Annotated in this window: 13 protein-coding genes; 2 read left to right on the top strand and 11 right to left on the bottom strand. The window is 41.0% G+C overall.

The window, feature by feature from the left end; translation table 11 throughout:
- Positions 1-5: 5 nt before the first annotated feature.
- The 7 genes from ICL16_RS29050 to ICL16_RS29020 form a co-directional block, all read right to left on the bottom strand.
- Entirely contained in the window at positions 6-998 is a 993-nt protein-coding gene (locus ICL16_RS29050; protein WP_190835053.1) for a chemotaxis protein CheW, read from the bottom strand.
- The gene (locus ICL16_RS29045) at positions 995-1,849 is read right to left on the bottom strand and encodes a CheR family methyltransferase (RefSeq protein WP_337907143.1); all 855 of its coding nucleotides are present in this window, start codon (positions 1,847-1,849) and stop codon (positions 995-997) included. Before ICL16_RS29045 ends, ICL16_RS29050 begins: the two co-directional genes overlap by 4 nt.
- 53 nt (positions 1,850-1,902) lie before the next feature.
- Positions 1,903-2,940 carry a chemotaxis-specific protein-glutamate methyltransferase CheB gene (gene cheB, locus ICL16_RS29040; RefSeq protein ID WP_190835051.1) on the bottom strand — a complete coding sequence of 346 codons (1,038 nt, stop codon included), beginning with the start codon at positions 2,938-2,940 and terminating at the stop codon, positions 1,903-1,905.
- On the bottom strand, positions 2,930-6,001 hold the full coding sequence (locus tag ICL16_RS29035; RefSeq protein WP_202895768.1) for a hybrid sensor histidine kinase/response regulator: 3,072 nt from the start codon (positions 5,999-6,001) through the stop codon (positions 2,930-2,932). Before ICL16_RS29035 ends, cheB begins: the two co-directional genes overlap by 11 nt.
- Before the next feature lie 106 nt (positions 6,002-6,107).
- On the bottom strand, positions 6,108-7,964 hold the full coding sequence (locus ICL16_RS29030) for a methyl-accepting chemotaxis protein (protein ID WP_190835050.1): 1,857 nt from the start codon (positions 7,962-7,964) through the stop codon (positions 6,108-6,110).
- 791 nt (positions 7,965-8,755) lie between these two features.
- On the bottom strand, positions 8,756-9,526 hold the full coding sequence (locus tag ICL16_RS29025) for an SDR family oxidoreductase (RefSeq protein WP_190835049.1): 771 nt from the start codon (positions 9,524-9,526) through the stop codon (positions 8,756-8,758).
- Positions 9,527-9,610: 84 nt separating this feature from the next.
- On the bottom strand, positions 9,611-10,555 hold the full coding sequence (locus ICL16_RS29020; protein ID WP_190835048.1) for a zinc-binding dehydrogenase: 945 nt from the start codon (positions 10,553-10,555) through the stop codon (positions 9,611-9,613).
- A gap of 120 nt (positions 10,556-10,675) precedes the next feature.
- On the opposite strand from ICL16_RS29020, the gene ICL16_RS29015 reads away from it, so the two are divergent.
- Positions 10,676-10,936: a hypothetical protein gene (locus ICL16_RS29015; RefSeq protein WP_190835047.1), complete on the top strand. Its 261-nt coding sequence runs from the start codon at positions 10,676-10,678 to the stop codon at positions 10,934-10,936.
- 24 nt (positions 10,937-10,960) lie between these two features.
- Positions 10,961-11,665 carry a Nif3-like dinuclear metal center hexameric protein gene (locus ICL16_RS29010; RefSeq protein ID WP_190835046.1) on the top strand — a complete coding sequence of 235 codons (705 nt, stop codon included), beginning with the start codon at positions 10,961-10,963 and terminating at the stop codon, positions 11,663-11,665.
- Between the two features lie 53 nt (positions 11,666-11,718).
- Here the strand turns inward: ICL16_RS29010 and ICL16_RS29005 are convergent, their stop codons facing one another.
- From ICL16_RS29005 to ICL16_RS28990, 4 genes are all read right to left on the bottom strand, one after another.
- Complete coding sequence (locus ICL16_RS29005; RefSeq protein ID WP_190835177.1) at positions 11,719-12,651, bottom strand: tetratricopeptide repeat protein; 933 nt, start codon at positions 12,649-12,651, stop codon at positions 11,719-11,721.
- A 121-nt stretch (positions 12,652-12,772) separates the two neighbouring features.
- Positions 12,773-15,310, bottom strand: coding sequence for a U32 family peptidase (locus ICL16_RS29000; protein ID WP_190835045.1), 2,538 nt, complete (start codon positions 15,308-15,310; stop codon positions 12,773-12,775).
- A 62-nt stretch (positions 15,311-15,372) separates the two neighbouring features.
- A complete protein-coding gene (locus ICL16_RS28995) occupies positions 15,373-15,540 on the bottom strand; it encodes a DUF3368 domain-containing protein (RefSeq protein WP_190835044.1) in 168 nt (55 codons plus the stop codon).
- An 11-nt stretch (positions 15,541-15,551) separates the two neighbouring features.
- Positions 15,552-15,803: a UPF0175 family protein gene (locus ICL16_RS28990; protein WP_190835043.1), complete on the bottom strand. Its 252-nt coding sequence runs from the start codon at positions 15,801-15,803 to the stop codon at positions 15,552-15,554.
- Positions 15,804-15,855 lie beyond the last annotated feature (52 nt).

Below are 15,855 nucleotides of genomic sequence, written 5' to 3'. Positions count from 1 at the left end.
ACAAATCAAACTGCCTCATTAACTGTTAACCCACCATGGTGAAAAATTTTGGGTAAATCTAAAATACTCATCATTTTTCCTTGGTAAGGAGTTGTGCCTTGAAGATACGTCTTATTAATCGAATACAAACTACTAATTATCTCTGTTATATTTAAGGGGTTGAGAAAGAACATTACATCACAAACTTTTTCCACTACTAAACCAGCAACTATACTCTCAAACTCCACAATTATTACTTTAGAATCGTGCATATTGGTCGGTTGTATATTCAATAATCTACGAATATCAACTAAAGTAATAATCTCTCCACGCAAGTTCATATTTCCAATAATATGTGCTGGACAACAGGGAACAGGAGTAACTTTACGAATGTCGGTAAACTCACGCACCATTTTTAAATCAATACCAAAAAAATCATCATTTAAAATAAATACTGTCAGTGGTCTTAAACTCTGTGTATCCTGACTGTATGTTGATAACGCCAAATGATTAGTTTGGGCGGGAAGAATTGTCTGTGCTAATGTATCAACATCATAACTAGTCTGGGTTTCTTGTTCTAATGAGTTACTAACTATCGGTAGCCAATATCCTGGATGGTTCAAAATGAAAATATCTTCTAAATTTTTGGCAACACCAGCAATAATTTTATTTTGCTTGATTATTGCTTGTTCTTCATAGAATTCGGTGTGAATTTCTTGAGTCGTTACGTTAATAACTTCACGAATTTCGTTAACAATAATACCTACTCGCAATTCTTCCCACCTGAACACGACTATACTATCGGTCAAACTATATTCTTGTAATTGATAACCCAAGCTGAGATTAAGATCCATTACTGGTAAAATATCTCCCTGAAGATTAATCGTATTAATACTATCAGGAGAAGCTGTAGAAATTGGGATCAAATCTGGTAGAGAAAAAATCTCTTCAACATAAACTGTACTGATGCCATAAAGACGATTATTTAATCTAAATGTGAGATAAAAATCTTGGTTCATTTTACACCTGAATCTTCTGCCCGACGTTGATAAACTACCGATTCTGGAAATAATTGTGTTTCAAATTGACTTAAATTCTGATGATAAAGTTCAGTATGACCAGTCAGGAGATATCCTGATGGCTTTAGCATATGGTAAAATTTATCTAAGACCTTAGCGATCGCCTCGACTTCAAAATATATAAAAACATTACGGCAAACAATTAAGTCCATATCTCTCATTTCATTTTGCGTTTGAATTACATCTTGAACTAAATTTATATTTATAAATTTAACCATTTGCTTAATTGATTCATGAATGTGATAATGCTCGTTGAATAACTTAAAATATCTTTGCTGAATGTAGGGATCAATATTCCTAAAGGACCAGGAAGTATAAATTCCCGTTTTTGCTTTATTTAAAACTGCTTGATTAATATCTAACCCTAAAATTAGTACATTCCATTCCTCAAAATTAGGAATAATTTCTTTGAGAATAATCGCTATAGAATACGGTTCTTCACCAGATGAACATCCGGCACTACAAATACGAATAGTTTTAGTACTGTAATGACGTTTAATTAATTCAGGAAAAATGTAATAGCGCAGAAGAGAGAATTGCTCTTTATCTCGAAAAAAATAACTGTCAGTGTTAGTTAGTAATTTAATTAATTTAAGCCATTCTTCATGATTATTAGTAGATAAAAACTGATAGTATTTTTCAGGTAAATCTAATTTGAGAGCTTTCATTCTAGCGAAAATCTTTTCTTGTAAACCTGCTTGATCTCGCTCTCTAATCTCCAATCCAGTATGCTTAACAATTAACCGCATAAAAGCCTGTCTTAACTCTGTATTTAAATCCGCATATGTCACTTTCATCTCCTTATTTTGTAAAAGCAAAGAGCCTTATTGAAACCGCTATAAATTTACTGCTTAAAGATATTTAGTAGTGTCGGTGCGATCGCCTGAATTGGCAAAACCTGTTTGACGGCTCTCAACAATATTGCTTCTTTTGGCATTCCAAAAACTACAGAAGTAGCTTCGTCTTGAGCAATCGTAAAGCCACCAGTAGCGGAGATCGCGCTCATACCTTGAGCTCCATCTCTACCCATACCAGTTAACAATATACCCATTGTAGCTTTCCCATAAAACTGAGCTACAGACTCGAATGTAATTGTGATAGAAGGGCGATGTCCCATCACGGGTGGTGCATCAGAATAGACAAACCTACCCATAGCATCTAGTTTTAAATGTAACTTTTCGGGAGGGAAATAAATCCTTCCTGGTTTTGGAAGATCTCCTGATACAGCAATTTGAATTGACAATCGACAACTTTTAGCTAACCAATCAATTAGTCCTTGTAAAAAACCAACACAAATGTGCTGTACACAAATTATTGGGACAGGAAAATTGGATGGTAGAGCAGTAAACAGTTCCTCTAAAGCTTGAGGACCACCAGTAGATGCACCAATAACCACAATTTTAGGCTGAATAAATTGGACAAATGGATGAACAATTTCCCGATTATTTAATAATGGATACTGCCGTTTTTTTCTCAATACCTTTACCCCAGAAAGAATTTTAATCTTATTGATTAAATCCTGCTTAATTTGTTCATCTTCAAAAGATAATCCTGCCGATGGTTTAGGAAAAATATCTACTGCTCCTGCATTTAAAAGTTGAAAAACTTGATGAGTATTGTCTTGCTGTACTGAGACACTAATTACTAGAATAGGTCGAGGGTAAAGCGCCATAACTTCAGATGTAAACGTCAATCCATCCATCTGAGGCATATATAAATCTGTACAAATGACATCTGGCTCAACTTGGGGAATTAGTGCTAAACCTTCTAAACCAGTACGGGCTTCTCCCACCACTTCAATTTGTGGTGATGAGTTAAGAATTCTTTTCAATATGACTAGAGAAATTTGTGAATCTTCGACTAACAAAACTTTAATAGACATTCAACAATTCAACAAGTTTTTCTAATGTTTCTAACAAAATACTTTGATTAAATTTACCTTTAATAATGTAAGCATCAGCCCCGGCGGCAATTCCTTTTTGCTTATCTTCGTCACCAGCAAGCGTTGTGACTAAAATAATTGGTAATTTGCTATATTCCTGATACTGACGAATTTTTGCAGTTAGGGCAAACCCATCCAGATTGGGCATTTCCACATCAGAAATCACTGCATCAAAATCCCTAGTTCTTAGTTTGTTATAACCATCTAGTCCATCCACAGCTAAAACTACTTCATACCCAGCATTTTCCAAAAGCCGTTTTTCTTGAGTGCGAACAGGGATAGAGTCTTCTACTAAGAGAATAACTGGCTTTTTGCGTTCTTTAGGTTTAATTGAAACTGATATGGATTGTTTTTGCAGTGATTTGAGTAAATCGGAAGGGTTAAGAATCATACAAACTTCTCCAGTGGGGAGAATAGTTGCTCCAGAGACATTACGTACCCTTTTTAATAGCTGGCTCTGCGGTTTGAGTACAATCTCTTGAGTATCTAAACAAGCATCGACAAAGAATCCAGCTTGTTGTTCTCCAACTTTCAGTAGGATGCAAGGCTTGAGATTACTCTTTGGTTGTTCAGCAACGCTTGTCTTAGCATCAGCTTGATTGGATTCCAAGACATCAGCAAGGTTGGCAACCGAGATACTTTGATCTTCAAAAATTATGTACGCCTTATCTTCAATAGTAGAAATTTGCTCTGGCAAGACAAGTAAAGTGGTTAGCACAAACTCAATTGGTAGAGCATAGACAACTCCTTGAATTTCGAGCAGCAGTGCATGAACAGTTGTTAAGGTTGTGCTAAGCTGTATGCGGAAGAGGCATCCTCGACCGGGAGTTGATTCTATGTGAATATTGCCTTTAAGCCGTTCGACGTTTGTACGTACTACATCTAACCCAATACCTCTACCAGAAATTTCTGTAATCAAACTCCGGGTTGAGAAACCAGGAGCTAAAATTAAAGCATAAATTTGGTTTGAAGTCATAGTCGCGAGAGCTTCTTTTGTGCAAATTTCTCTTTCCAGAGCAGTTTGTTTAATCTTTTCGATGTCTAGCCCTCGCCCATCATCTGCAACTTCAATCACGATGTTGTTAGCAGTTTGGTAGCCCCTCAGCCAAATGGTGGCGATAGGAGGTTTGCCCAATTGTTCTCGTTCCGCTGGAGTTTCAATCCCATGATCGATCGCATTCCGAACCATGTGCATTAAAGAGTCTTGGATTTCTTCAATCAAGCGTTTGTCGGCTGTTGTTTCTCCTCCTTCAATGATTAATTCCACTTGTTTTGATTGTTGTTTTGCTAAATCCCTAACCACGCGGTGGTACAACTGAAACACGTTGGATAAAGGAAGAAGCCGCAAGGTACGAATTTTTTCTCTTAATTCCCCAGTAACAATTTCTAACCTAGAACTATTTTCTTGAGTTGAAGTCCACACAGAGTTGATAATTTTTTCTAGGCGCTCTTGATAAGGATTGGCACGGTTAAATGGAGAATCAACAGATCTTCCTTTGCTCAGACTAGCTTTCCACTCTTCCCACAAAGTTAACATTTCCTCAATTTGCGCAGTGGCATGAGCTATGGCAATTTTGGTAACTGTTAATTCCTCGGCTTGTGCCATTAAAGCATCAAGATGGCGAGTTTCTACCCGAATTGTGTCGATGCGATGTGTTTCATTCACCTCTGACGATGAAGGCAATTTTGCCACTTCGACAGGTTGAGGGGGTTCAAAAAATGATTGGAACTCCTCAACAGGTGGTATCCAAACAGTTTCCATCAAAGAGTCAAGGATTTGAACTGTATCTACCCCACTAGGTTTACCTGTCGTCGCTTCTTGAATTAGTCTGCCCATTGCATCTAATCCTTGCAACAAGCGATCGCTCACGGATGGAGTTAAGGCAATTTGTTTGCGTTTGACACCCAAAAGAATCTCTTCAATTTCATGGCTAAGAACTTCTACTGTTTCTACCCCAACACTTCTAGAGTCTCCTTTCAAACTATGGACTCCGCGTAGCATCTGTTCTAAAGTTGCTGTATCAAAAGGATTCTTTTCGATTTGCAGCAAGCTAGCTTCTAATTTTTGTAAACGTTCAAAGCTAGAAATTTGATAAGCATTTCGGAGTTCTTCGTCTTCAATCAAAATTGGAACTATTTGGATGTTGCCTTTTACAGGTATCTCCGGCTGTGGCTGTGTAGACAATAAAAATACTTCTGCCAAAGTGTCAAGAGTTTTGAGTATTTCTACCCCACTCGGTTTACCTGTCACTGCTTCTTGAACTAGTCGGCTCATGGCATCTAAACCTTGCAGGAGGCGAGTACTCACATCTTCGGTGAGAGTAATTTGTTTGCGTTGAATACCTAAGACAATTTCTTCGACTTGATTGCTCAAAATTTCTACAGTTTCTACGCCGAGACTGCGAGAGTCTCCTTTGAGACTGTGTACTTCTCGCCGCAATTCTTCCCAGGTTTCTTCACCTGGTTGTTCGTTTAGATGTAATAACAGAACTTCTATTTTCTGTAAATGTTCAAGGCTAGAAATTTTATACAGATTTCGGAGTTCTTCGTCTTCAATCAAGCTTGGTAAGAGTTCAACGGTATAGTCACTGACAGCAACTTCTTGCCCCTGTTGTGTAGGTGGCAAAAATACTTCCATCAAATTGTCAATAATTTGAGAAGTTTCTATTCCACTTGGGTTACCTGTCACTGCTTCTTGAATCAATCTGTTCATTGCATTCAATCCTTGAAACAGGCGATCGCCCACATATTCAGTAAAGGCGATTTGGTTATTTTTGACAAACAAGATAATCTCTTCTACTTGATTGCTGAGAATTTCTACAGGTTCTACGCCAAGACTGCGAGAATCTCCTTTAAGACTATGTACTTCTTGCCGCAATTCTTCCCACGTTTCGTCATTGGGCGAAGTTTGTAAATGCAGTAAAAGAGCTTCCATTTTTTGCAAATGTTCTTCGCCAGAAATCTTATACAGATTTCGGAGTTCTTCGTCTGTAATCATCATAATTTTTGCACAAAAGCAGTTTACAGAGCATAGCGGTTAGTCTGCCAATAAATTTATTTGCTCAGAGCTACTGTCAGCTTCAGTACCTTAGTCAAGGCGTACTGAGTTAAACTACCTGTTTAAGCTCAAGAGCTATTTCGTTAAGTTGCTGGGTATTCAACTTTGTTTGATTAATACCAATGGCTGTTTCTTTTGCTCCCCGGTTAATATTGTCCATTGCTTGAACAACTTGTTGGATACCATCTAGTTGTTGCTTGAGATTGAGCGAAATTTGTTGATTGTTTAACACCACTTTGTTAACTGCTTGCTCCACGCCTACAAAGGCTTGCTCTGTTTTTTGCGCAATTTCCACCCCTGCTGTTACTGTCTTGGTACCTTCTTCTGTCATCATCACTGTTGAACTTACCGCGCTTTGGATTTCGGAAACTAAGATGTAAATCTTTTCGGCAGAACGTTGACTTTGATCTGCCAATCTGCGAATCTCATTGGCGACTACAGAAAAGCCTTTACCATGTTCTCCAGCCCGAACAGCTTCAACTGCTGAATTAAGTGCTAGCATATTAGTCTGGTTCGCTAAGTCAGAAACGAACTGAGAGATACTGCCAATTTGATTAGCTTGCTCACTTAAGTGAAGCATTTGCTCGGCGATGGCTCCCACTTTCTTTTCTAAGACGAACATACCTTCCATGTTTTTTTCTACTGCTTCAGTACCACTTTCTGTAAGTTGAAGTACTTGCTGTGCAGCAGCAACAGCGGCTTTAGCCTGTTCAGATGATTGTCGGAAGGAAGCTTCTAGCTCATCCATAGTAGTGGTAGTTTCATTTACTGAGGTAGATTGCTGACTAGCGATACGTTCTTGCTGTTCCAAGGCTGAGAAAGATTGCTGGCTAGAAGCAGAAATTCCATTAATGAGTTGCTTAATTAAATTCGTTAGTTGCCGCGCTCTAAAAATTCCTAGTGGTAGCACTGTAGCTATTGAAGCCAAAATTATCACACTGGCGACGATTTTTAGCCAGTTAACCGAAGCAAAAATGGTATTTTTAGGGGATTGAGTGATAGCAACTAGATATTCGGACTGATTTGGATTTGGAACAATTCTTTGGTAGGCAATCAGTTGATCGGTTCCCTCACTAATAAGTCCCTGCTTATTGTTGAGAATTTGCTGAGCAATCTCTGGTGGATAATCCTTGGATAATTTCTCATTCTTCTTGAGATCAACTCCCCACTCTTTTTCTGGTTTGGGATGAGAGATATAGTAACCATTTTGATCGACTAGTAAAGCCTCTTCTTTTTCAGATGCATCTGCCTCTTCGACAATTTTTATGAATTTGTTAGCTAATACGTTGGCGATAATGATTCCTCTTTTTGTACCAGTTGAGTCAACAATTGGTGTAGAATACCTAATAGTTGGTTTAAAAGGTCTTTCAATTTGACCCCGTTCCTGATTTAACTCTACAGCTGAAGTATAGACAATTCCCGGAGACAACTTCATTGTTTCGCCAAAATATGGTCGTTCTTTCTTATTTTGTAGTTCGGCTTGGGAGATAACTTTGACATTAGCTCCATCTGAATCGACGCGCACAATTTCCTGCCCATTTTCATCTATATACCGCAGTTGCATGTAAAAGGGCTTTGTCTCGATTAAGCTAGCAAAGATACCTTGCAGCTGCTTATTCCAGTTGCTTGAGTTGCGATCGCCTGATGCAATAATACCTTTTACTTCAGGAGTTTTACTTAAGAATAAGACATCATCCGTAATTCCTTGTAATACTGCTTGAATTTTCTCAGCTTCGTCATCTACTTGCTTCTGGAGATTGTTTTCAGCTAAGTTTGATAAGGCGCTGGTGGAAGAAGCAATACCATAAGCTCCCACAATTGATACAGGAATAATACTGCTTAAAAGTAGCAGAAGCAGAATTTGATTTTGCAGTTTAAAAGGCTTCTGAAAGTCTTTGAATATCATACAAAAATTACCCACAATTATATAAGTCGACGCCTTGCCTAGCCTTGAACTTCAGTTCAAGGCTAATAGCTTAAGTCAGCTTTTAGCTGACTGAAAGAGTGATGCCGTCAGGTTTAGCTGACAGTAGATTTTAGCCAAGAGATTTATTTTTTGAGCGATAAAAATTATGGGGCAAGATTTGAGTTGCTCCAAATCTAAATATTGGAAATAAATGTTTCCACTAAATTTTGATACTAATTCTGCTGGTTTAGTCCCTTTTCTTAGCATTTGAAAAGGGAGTAGTACACTCTGATTCGCTCTGAAGATTGTTATTACCTTGGGTAAAATAACTCAAAAAATTTCTTTTCTGAGTTAATAAAAACTTAGAAAAAACCTAGCAGTAATAGGATTATGAAATTGAAATAGACAACCCTGATATTTATAACTTATAGGTTAGCCCAGAGTCGGAGCGATCGCCCCTTCTACCGTTCTCACCTTATGAGACTTTTTCTTTTATTACACAAGTGTACATGATAATAATACAGCTTGTATAAGTATAGACATGATTATATTAAAAATAGTGTTATGTCAAGACCTTGAATTCTGCAATGAATTCCAGAGATTTTCGTAAATTTTCTTAAATTTGTTATAGAAAATACAAACGTTAATAACCACCACCTACCCGACCAAAGCTAAGCGGTGGGTTTTGACCAATATCCACACCAAGACGTTAATAAACGGCTCGGAGATATCATCATGTACAAACATATTACCAAAACTTCTCCAAAGGTAACAATAGTAATTAAGGATCATTACGTAGCTATATAACCGCCATCTACCACTAAAGATTGACCAGTGATATAAGAAGCGGCTGAGGAACATAAGAAAAGAACAGTTGAAGCAATTTCTTCAGGTTTGCCCATTCTTTTCATTGGCGCTGATGTTGCTAGCTGTTGCCTTGCCGTTTCCGGATCGTCCGATGCCTGTATGTAACGGGACATCATAGCTGTATCAATTGTACCAGGATTGACAGCATTAATGCGGATGCACGATTGAGCGTAATCAAGAGCGGCTGACTTTGTTAACCCCATAACAGCATGTTTGCTAGCTATGTATGGTCCAATGCTAGGATAGCCGACGAGTCCACCTGTTGATGAATTGTTGACAATTACGCCTCCTCCTTGAGCAAGCATTTGAATAATTTCATACTTCATGCATAGGAATACTCCTCTCAGATTGATTGCTATAAGTCGATCAAAATTTTCCACCGATTGTTCGTGAAGAGGAGCGTTTTTCCCTTCAATACCAGCGTTGTTGAATGCGTAATCCAAGCGATTATATGTTTCTACCGTTTTGCTCATCAGTGCTTGCACGGCTGATTCTTGAGCAACATCTGTTTTGACAAATATAGCTTCACTGCCAAGTTGTTTGATCTGATTTACGGTTTGTTCTCCTTCCTGTTCACGAATATCCGCAACGACTACTTTTGCACCTGCTTGACCAAAAGCGATCGCCGTCGCCTTACCGATGCCAGAACTTCCACCTGTAACAATTGCCACTTTGCCTTCAAATTGACCTGCCATAATTTTTTCTCCTGTTTATGGGCTAGACTGTTACGATGATTTTACCGTTGTGTTGATTAGACTCCATGTAGCGATGTGCTTTTACTATGAAAAATGTAAAACTGCCTTACCAGCAAAACGCCTGTCTGTAAGCTGCTGCGCTATGGAAGCTACTTCGGTCCAAGGTGCTTCCACGTCAATGTGAGGGCGGAGTTGTCCATTTGCGACTAAGTTTACCAACCGTTGTAACCCCACCGATGCTGGTTCGCGCTTTAACTCATGAAACAAAATAAAACCATACAAACTAGCACCACCTGTGGCGTAGAACTTGCTAGCATTAAAAGTTACTTCCGAACTAGCAGATGTACCGAAGAGGACACACACGCCATCTGGTGCTAGTAAGCTAAGGGCAACGGATAGTGTAGCTCCACCCACAGATTCTAAAATCAAATCATAGGGTCCAAACTCACGAGCTGGGGAAAGGTCATCTCCTGAGACAACAATATGTGCGCCAGTATGCTTGACAGATGCCTCAAACTCTGCATTACGCACATGGGCTACCACTGTTGCACCCGACAGCCGCGCCAACTGACAGGCAAAGTTCCCTACTCCACCAGAAGCACCCGTAATCAAGACATTACGATCTAACAGAGAACCTGCTTTGGCTAGAGCGTGCAAAGCAGTCAGCCCTGCCACAGGTAGAGTGGCAGCTTGGGCAAAAGAAACTGAATCGGGTAGTGTGGCGATCGCATGTGTGGGAACCGCCACAACTTCTTTCCACGCGCCGTTGGGAACAAAGCCCACAACGCGGCACTTTTCTCTCGGACTCGAACCATCCGCCGCTGCAACTTCAATAGTACCTGCTAAGTCCCAACCCGGTTGCCATCCAGCCTCAGCATTCATTGCTCGTCGTACCTCCCCCCGATTGAGGGAAATTGCCGCAACCCTTACCAGTACTTCCGATGGGGTAGGAGAAGGAGGAGCCACTTCTTTGATGGCTAAACGTCCGGGAACCTGAGGATCAACAACAACAGCACGAATATTATCCATTACTTCAATTTACCTTGCTACCTAAATCACTATTTTGCCAAAGTATTTGCTACAGTATTTCAGGTTTTTGCTGGGTTTGGTACCTTTTTGCTAAACTTAGAGGGAAAAAGGCGAGAAAAAATGACTGACGAAGCTAGATTTGACGATATTTATACGCGACTAAATGACTTAACCGAAGATGTAGCTAACCTTAAGATTCAAGCAGGAACCATTGGTACATCTCAAGTTGCCATAGCTAGAACATTGACGTTGGCTACAGGTTTAGCCTCGGATATGAGAGAGGTAAAAGCTGATATCAGGACAATGAAAGCTGATATCAGAAATTTAAATGCGAGCGTAGAGGAAATTTTGAGGTTGTTACGCGATCGCAGTGGTAATTAAGTGTTATGTTTCAAAGGATACAACTTGATTAATTTAGAAGATATAGCAGAGTTTCTTAATCACTTCTTTGCTGTAGAGACTTATTCTCAAGAGGAAAGAGGAGGTATATATTTGCCATCATCGCACAGGGTGCAACGTTTGGGGTTAGCACTGGAACCTTGGACACATTTGCCAGAATGGACGAAAGCGAGAAATTTAGATGCCCTGTTCTTACATCGACCTTGGCAACTTGAAGAGATTTTACCTGATATCGGGGTTATTTGCTATCATCTACCATTTGATGAACACTTGACACTCTCGTTCAATCCCCGGTTAGCCCAAGTACTAGGAATGTCTGGTTTGCAAGTGTTGGGCAAGAAACAAGGTAGAGCGATAGGTATGGTTGGAGAGATTCCGACTCAAAGCTTTGCTTGTTTGTCCAGTTGTGTAAATCAAGTATTTAGTGGGTACGAACATATACATGCTGTGAATGGCAATGAAGTTCAAAGAATTGCCGTTGTTGGTGCAATGACAGACTCACTCATACGTGAGGCTGCTGCCTCTGGTGTCGATGTTTACATAACCGGACAGTTACGAAAACCAGCCCAAGAGGCAATGGAAGAAACTAAAATTGCCGTAATCGCTGTTGGTCATCGTCGTAGCGAGACATGGGGATTACGCGCACTTGCTGGGATAATCCGCGAACGCTGGTCTAGCTTAGAGGTGATTATACCCCAAGAATACAACTAGACTGTACAGATTGGATACTCCACACACCACAAAAAAACGCACTCTTGTTCAGATTATTGTTGGATTAAAGCTTGAAAGCGCCTATCCTCTCGGATTCTGTCAAATTCTGCGTTAGTGAAGATCATTTGTCGATATTTTTCTGGACAGAGATTAATTGCCTGTTGCAAATTCTCTATTGCAGCTTCAATGTTGTTTTGTAAGGCATAACATCGAGCCTTATTATACCAGATAATGTCATCTTTTGGTTGCAACTTTGTCGCACGGTTGTAGCTAGCAATTGCTTTTGAGTAACGCTGTAATTTTTCCCATACTATGCCCCGGTTTAACCAAGCTTTGTAGTAGTCTGGTTGAATTTCTAAAGCTCGATTAAAACTCTTGAGTGCTTTGTCATACTGTCCCCACTCACTGTAACACACGCCTCGGTTATGCCAAGCCATCACGTTATTTGGGTCGAATTCAATAGCGCGATCATAGCTGTTGAGGGCATCTTGGTAGGAACCGAGTTGTTTGAGCGCATTACCTCTGTTGTTCCATGCCCAGTAAGCATCTGGTTGCAATCTCAATGTGTGATCAAAGCTTTTGATTGCTTTGTCATACTGTCCCCAGTCACACAAAGTAATACCGCGATTGTGCCAAACCGTGGCGGCATTAGGGTTAAACTCAAGGGCACGGTCAAAACTGTTCAGAGCTTCGAGATAGCGTTCTAATTTTCCTAACGCAATTGCCCGGTTGTGCCAAACCCAGCTAGCATCCGATTGCAAAGAAAGCACTTTGTCAAAGAGTGCGATCGCCTCAATATGGCGTCCTAAACTACCCAATGCAAAGCCTTTCTGGAATAAGGCTTCTGGATATTCGGGTTTACATCTGATTGCTTTATCCAGTGCTGCGATCGCCGCTACAAACTTGGATGCTTTATTCCGGCGCAGTCCTTGCTGGAAAAAAAATTCTGCCTCCAGATTTAATGTGAGTTTCATAAAGTTTGGCATCATACCTTGGGATGATCTTTTTTTCTGATTCCCAAAACAATAGCATAACTTTATAGCTAAAATGCTTATTGCAAATCAAAATCAATCCGGAAATGCTTACATTGCCAAAATTGCATCCTACTCAAGATAGAGATGTTGCCATTGGACCGCGAGTTACGCCCAGCTGCCGTTGCAGCTTTAACTCTCGCCACAGTTGAGAACCTGTAATTTCCCCTTGCAACAGTTGACGATAGCGATGTATCGTTCGAGTCACTTGTTCCGGTGTCTCGTTAACAAATTCGATGCGGAAGTGTTTTACTCCAAGCTCTACCAGGCGCTGTACGTACTCTGCTCCGGTTTGCGCAGTGCCATTAAATACAGTATTTCGACAACCAGCATCAGCCTGAAGTATGTGTTCAGTACCAACGCGATCGCGCAATTTCACCTGATGCTTCTCACAGGGTCGTCCACAGTTAGTGTAGTCAGTTCCCGAAGATAGAAAGGCACAAAATACACAATGCTCCATGTGAAACATTGGCATATGTTGGTGAATTGTCACCTCAAACCAATCGGGCGGACAACTTGTTAGCAAGTCTTCTAGTTGAGTAATATTTAAGTCGTAGGATGCCGTAACTCGTTCTAAACCAAAATCATGCTTAAAGTAGTCGGCTGTTAAAGGATTGGTAACGTTGAGGGAGAAATCGCCAATACAACGATTTTGTGCAAAGAACTGGAGGTGATCGTAGTTACGCACCAGATAACCATCTGCTTCACAGGAACGCACTTGCTGCAAAATCCAAGTTTCCCCTGGTTTGGTAATTCTGGGTGGTGCAACCCAGATGGTTTGGTTCGCAACATTCCCGTTACGCACTAGTTGTACCGCTTCCTTGTAAGCACGGGGATCTTCAAATTCACAATATAGTGTTTCAATTCCCGTTTGAAGTCCGGTTTGTAATTGTTGCAAGTTGCGCACTAGGACGATGAGGGATGGGGTAGAGACGTTCCGGCGGAACGTCTCTACGATTCGTAAATTTGTCAGGGAGGCGTCTTGCCGCAATTGCCAGCGTTTAGGTTGCGTTCGTAATTCCTCCAACTGCATCACTATCTCCCGCCGCACACGGTTCAACTCACTCACGGGTAGCATGACATCACCAATCAGGTGATTTGTCAAGGTTCCTAAGCAAAAGGGAGTGTTGCCGAGACGACCAAACTGTTCTTGTAAGCGATCTCTACTCAGCGGTTTGGTGTGTGCTTCAACAAGAGGTATTTCTGACTCTACCTGAACAATATGACTGTATTCGTCACGGGCGATCGCGATCAGTTTTTGCCCAACTTCTCCATAAATCTCAATGTCAATGGGACGCTGGAATTGAGGGTTTTCTCCAGCGAAACTTTGACGCAGTTGCTTATCCAATTCTGGATCGCTGGTTTTCCAAAGCTTATCTCCCACATGCACCCGTCGCAGGTTCACATCATGCCGCCCAAAAGTCAGCACTGCCTCCTTACCTTTGTGTTCAACTGCATAAACTCTGCCGCCCTGTTCCTGTGCTTCGGGATGACCGTTGTCAAAAACAACACCATCCCCAGGCTTAATTGGAGCTTGCAATTGTACTGTTACCTGTTCGTTGCGGATACGAGTTACTTCCCCCAGGTAAACCCCACGTTTTTTACCAAAGTGGGCATGAACTAGTTCTTGATTGTTAATACCGCGAAACCAACCTGTGTATAGTCCGCGAGAAAATGCCATTTCTAAGTTGTAGCGTTGTTGACGAACCCAACCCCCCTTATGAAGGGGGGCTAATTTCCCTCCTTTTGAAGGAGAGCTAGGGGGGTGCGCGATCGCCTGGTCTAAAGCTTCTCGATAAACACGGGTAACATTTGCAACATATTCTGGAGTTTTCAAGCGTCCTTCAATCTTCAGGCAACTCACACCTGACTTCACCAACTCTGGCAACACTTCTAACCCTGCCAAATCTTGGGGACTGAGTAAGTATTTACGGTTGCCCAAATCCACAACTTCCCCATCAGCGATTAATTCATAGGGCATTCGGCAAGCTTGAGCGCATTCGCCTCGGTTAGCAGAACGTCCACCTAGAGCTTCACTTGTCAAACATTGACCAGAATAAGCCACGCACAAAGCACCATGCACGAAGACTTCTAAAGGAAGTGAAGTTTCCTGTTGGGCAATCTGGCGCTGAATTTTGTCGATTTCTTGAAGGGAACATTCACGGGCAATAACTACCAATTGACAACCTAGTGACTTGGCAAATTCCACTCCAGCAGCACTGGTAATGGTCATCTGAGTGGAAGCATGGATGGGAAAATCTGGTGAGATGTAACGTATTAGACGACATATTCCCACATCTTGGACAATTACCGCATCTACACCTGCGGTAATTATCGAGCGGAGATACTGCTCTGCTTCGCTTAGTTCTTGCGTAAAGATAAGTGTATTAAGAGTGACATAGCCTTTCACGCCCCGACGGTGCAGAAATTCCATTAATTTAGGCAAATCTGCTTCGGTAAAGTTTTGCGCCCGCATTCGCGCATTAAACCGATCCAAACCAAAGTAAATAGCATCTGCCCCATTTTCTGTTGCAGCTTTAGCACATTCCCAGTTACCTGCTGGGGCGAGTAGTTCTGGACGTTGAAGTTCGGTTTGTTGGCTCAAGGCTTTCATCAGTTTTGGTTCGGGTTAAGTAGCACCATAGTGATTTTAACGAAGTCGCCGCGCTCTTTGTCCTATGGTAATTCACCTGATAACCGCAGTGCCTGACGAATAAAGCCGTCACTCAACCACATACCTTTACTTTGAAGCAACGCGATCGCAGAACCAACCGATTCTATATATCCTACCTGCTTTGCTTTGACTAATTTGATATAGGTAGAGCAAAGGAGAAGTATTAACAATGACAGTTAGTTCAGGCGTTGCTGACATCACGCTCTAGTTCTTCAGGAGTAATATAAAAAGGAGAAACCTGATACTGTCCCAAAGACAGCAAAAACTGGACTCGCGACATACCAGCTAACTGAGCTGCACGTCCTGACGAAAGCTTACCCAATTCAAATAGCTTAACAGCTGCCAGAATGGAAAGTTGACGAGAAATAGTTGTAGGTGTCTCTTTGAGACTTATTAATACTTCTTCAGGAACTTCAACCTCTACCTTGCTCATAGTTAGCTTTGCTGCTCAGCTTTCTTCTTTTTAATTATAGTTTGTCAAATTG

It is taken from the genome of Iningainema tapete BLCC-T55, assembly GCF_014698965.1.
Taxonomy (GTDB): Bacteria; Cyanobacteriota; Cyanobacteriia; order Cyanobacteriales; family Nostocaceae; genus Iningainema; species Iningainema tapete.
This window is presented reverse-complemented; position numbering and strand designations above follow the sequence as displayed.

Excerpts from the sequence above, each read along its gene's own strand:
- ICL16_RS29000 (WP_190835045.1), bottom strand. The coding sequence starts at position 15,310 with ATGAAAGCCTTGAGCCAACAAACCGAACTTCAACGTCCAGAACTACTC.
- ICL16_RS29035 (WP_202895768.1), bottom strand. The coding sequence starts at position 6,001 with ATGATGATTACAGACGAAGAACTCCGAAATCTGTATAAGATTTCTGGC.
- cheB (WP_190835051.1), bottom strand. The coding sequence starts at position 2,940 with ATGTCTATTAAAGTTTTGTTAGTCGAAGATTCACAAATTTCTCTAGTC.
- ICL16_RS29015 (WP_190835047.1), top strand. The coding sequence starts at position 10,676 with ATGACTGACGAAGCTAGATTTGACGATATTTATACGCGACTAAATGAC.
- ICL16_RS29030 (WP_190835050.1), bottom strand. The coding sequence starts at position 7,964 with ATGATATTCAAAGACTTTCAGAAGCCTTTTAAACTGCAAAATCAAATT.
- ICL16_RS29025 (WP_190835049.1), bottom strand. The coding sequence starts at position 9,526 with ATGGCAGGTCAATTTGAAGGCAAAGTGGCAATTGTTACAGGTGGAAGT.
- ICL16_RS28990 (WP_190835043.1), bottom strand. The coding sequence starts at position 15,803 with ATGAGCAAGGTAGAGGTTGAAGTTCCTGAAGAAGTATTAATAAGTCTC.
- ICL16_RS29020 (WP_190835048.1), bottom strand. The coding sequence starts at position 10,555 with ATGGATAATATTCGTGCTGTTGTTGTTGATCCTCAGGTTCCCGGACGT.
- ICL16_RS29050 (WP_190835053.1), bottom strand. The coding sequence starts at position 998 with ATGAACCAAGATTTTTATCTCACATTTAGATTAAATAATCGTCTTTAT.
- ICL16_RS29005 (WP_190835177.1), bottom strand. The coding sequence starts at position 12,651 with ATGCCAAACTTTATGAAACTCACATTAAATCTGGAGGCAGAATTTTTT.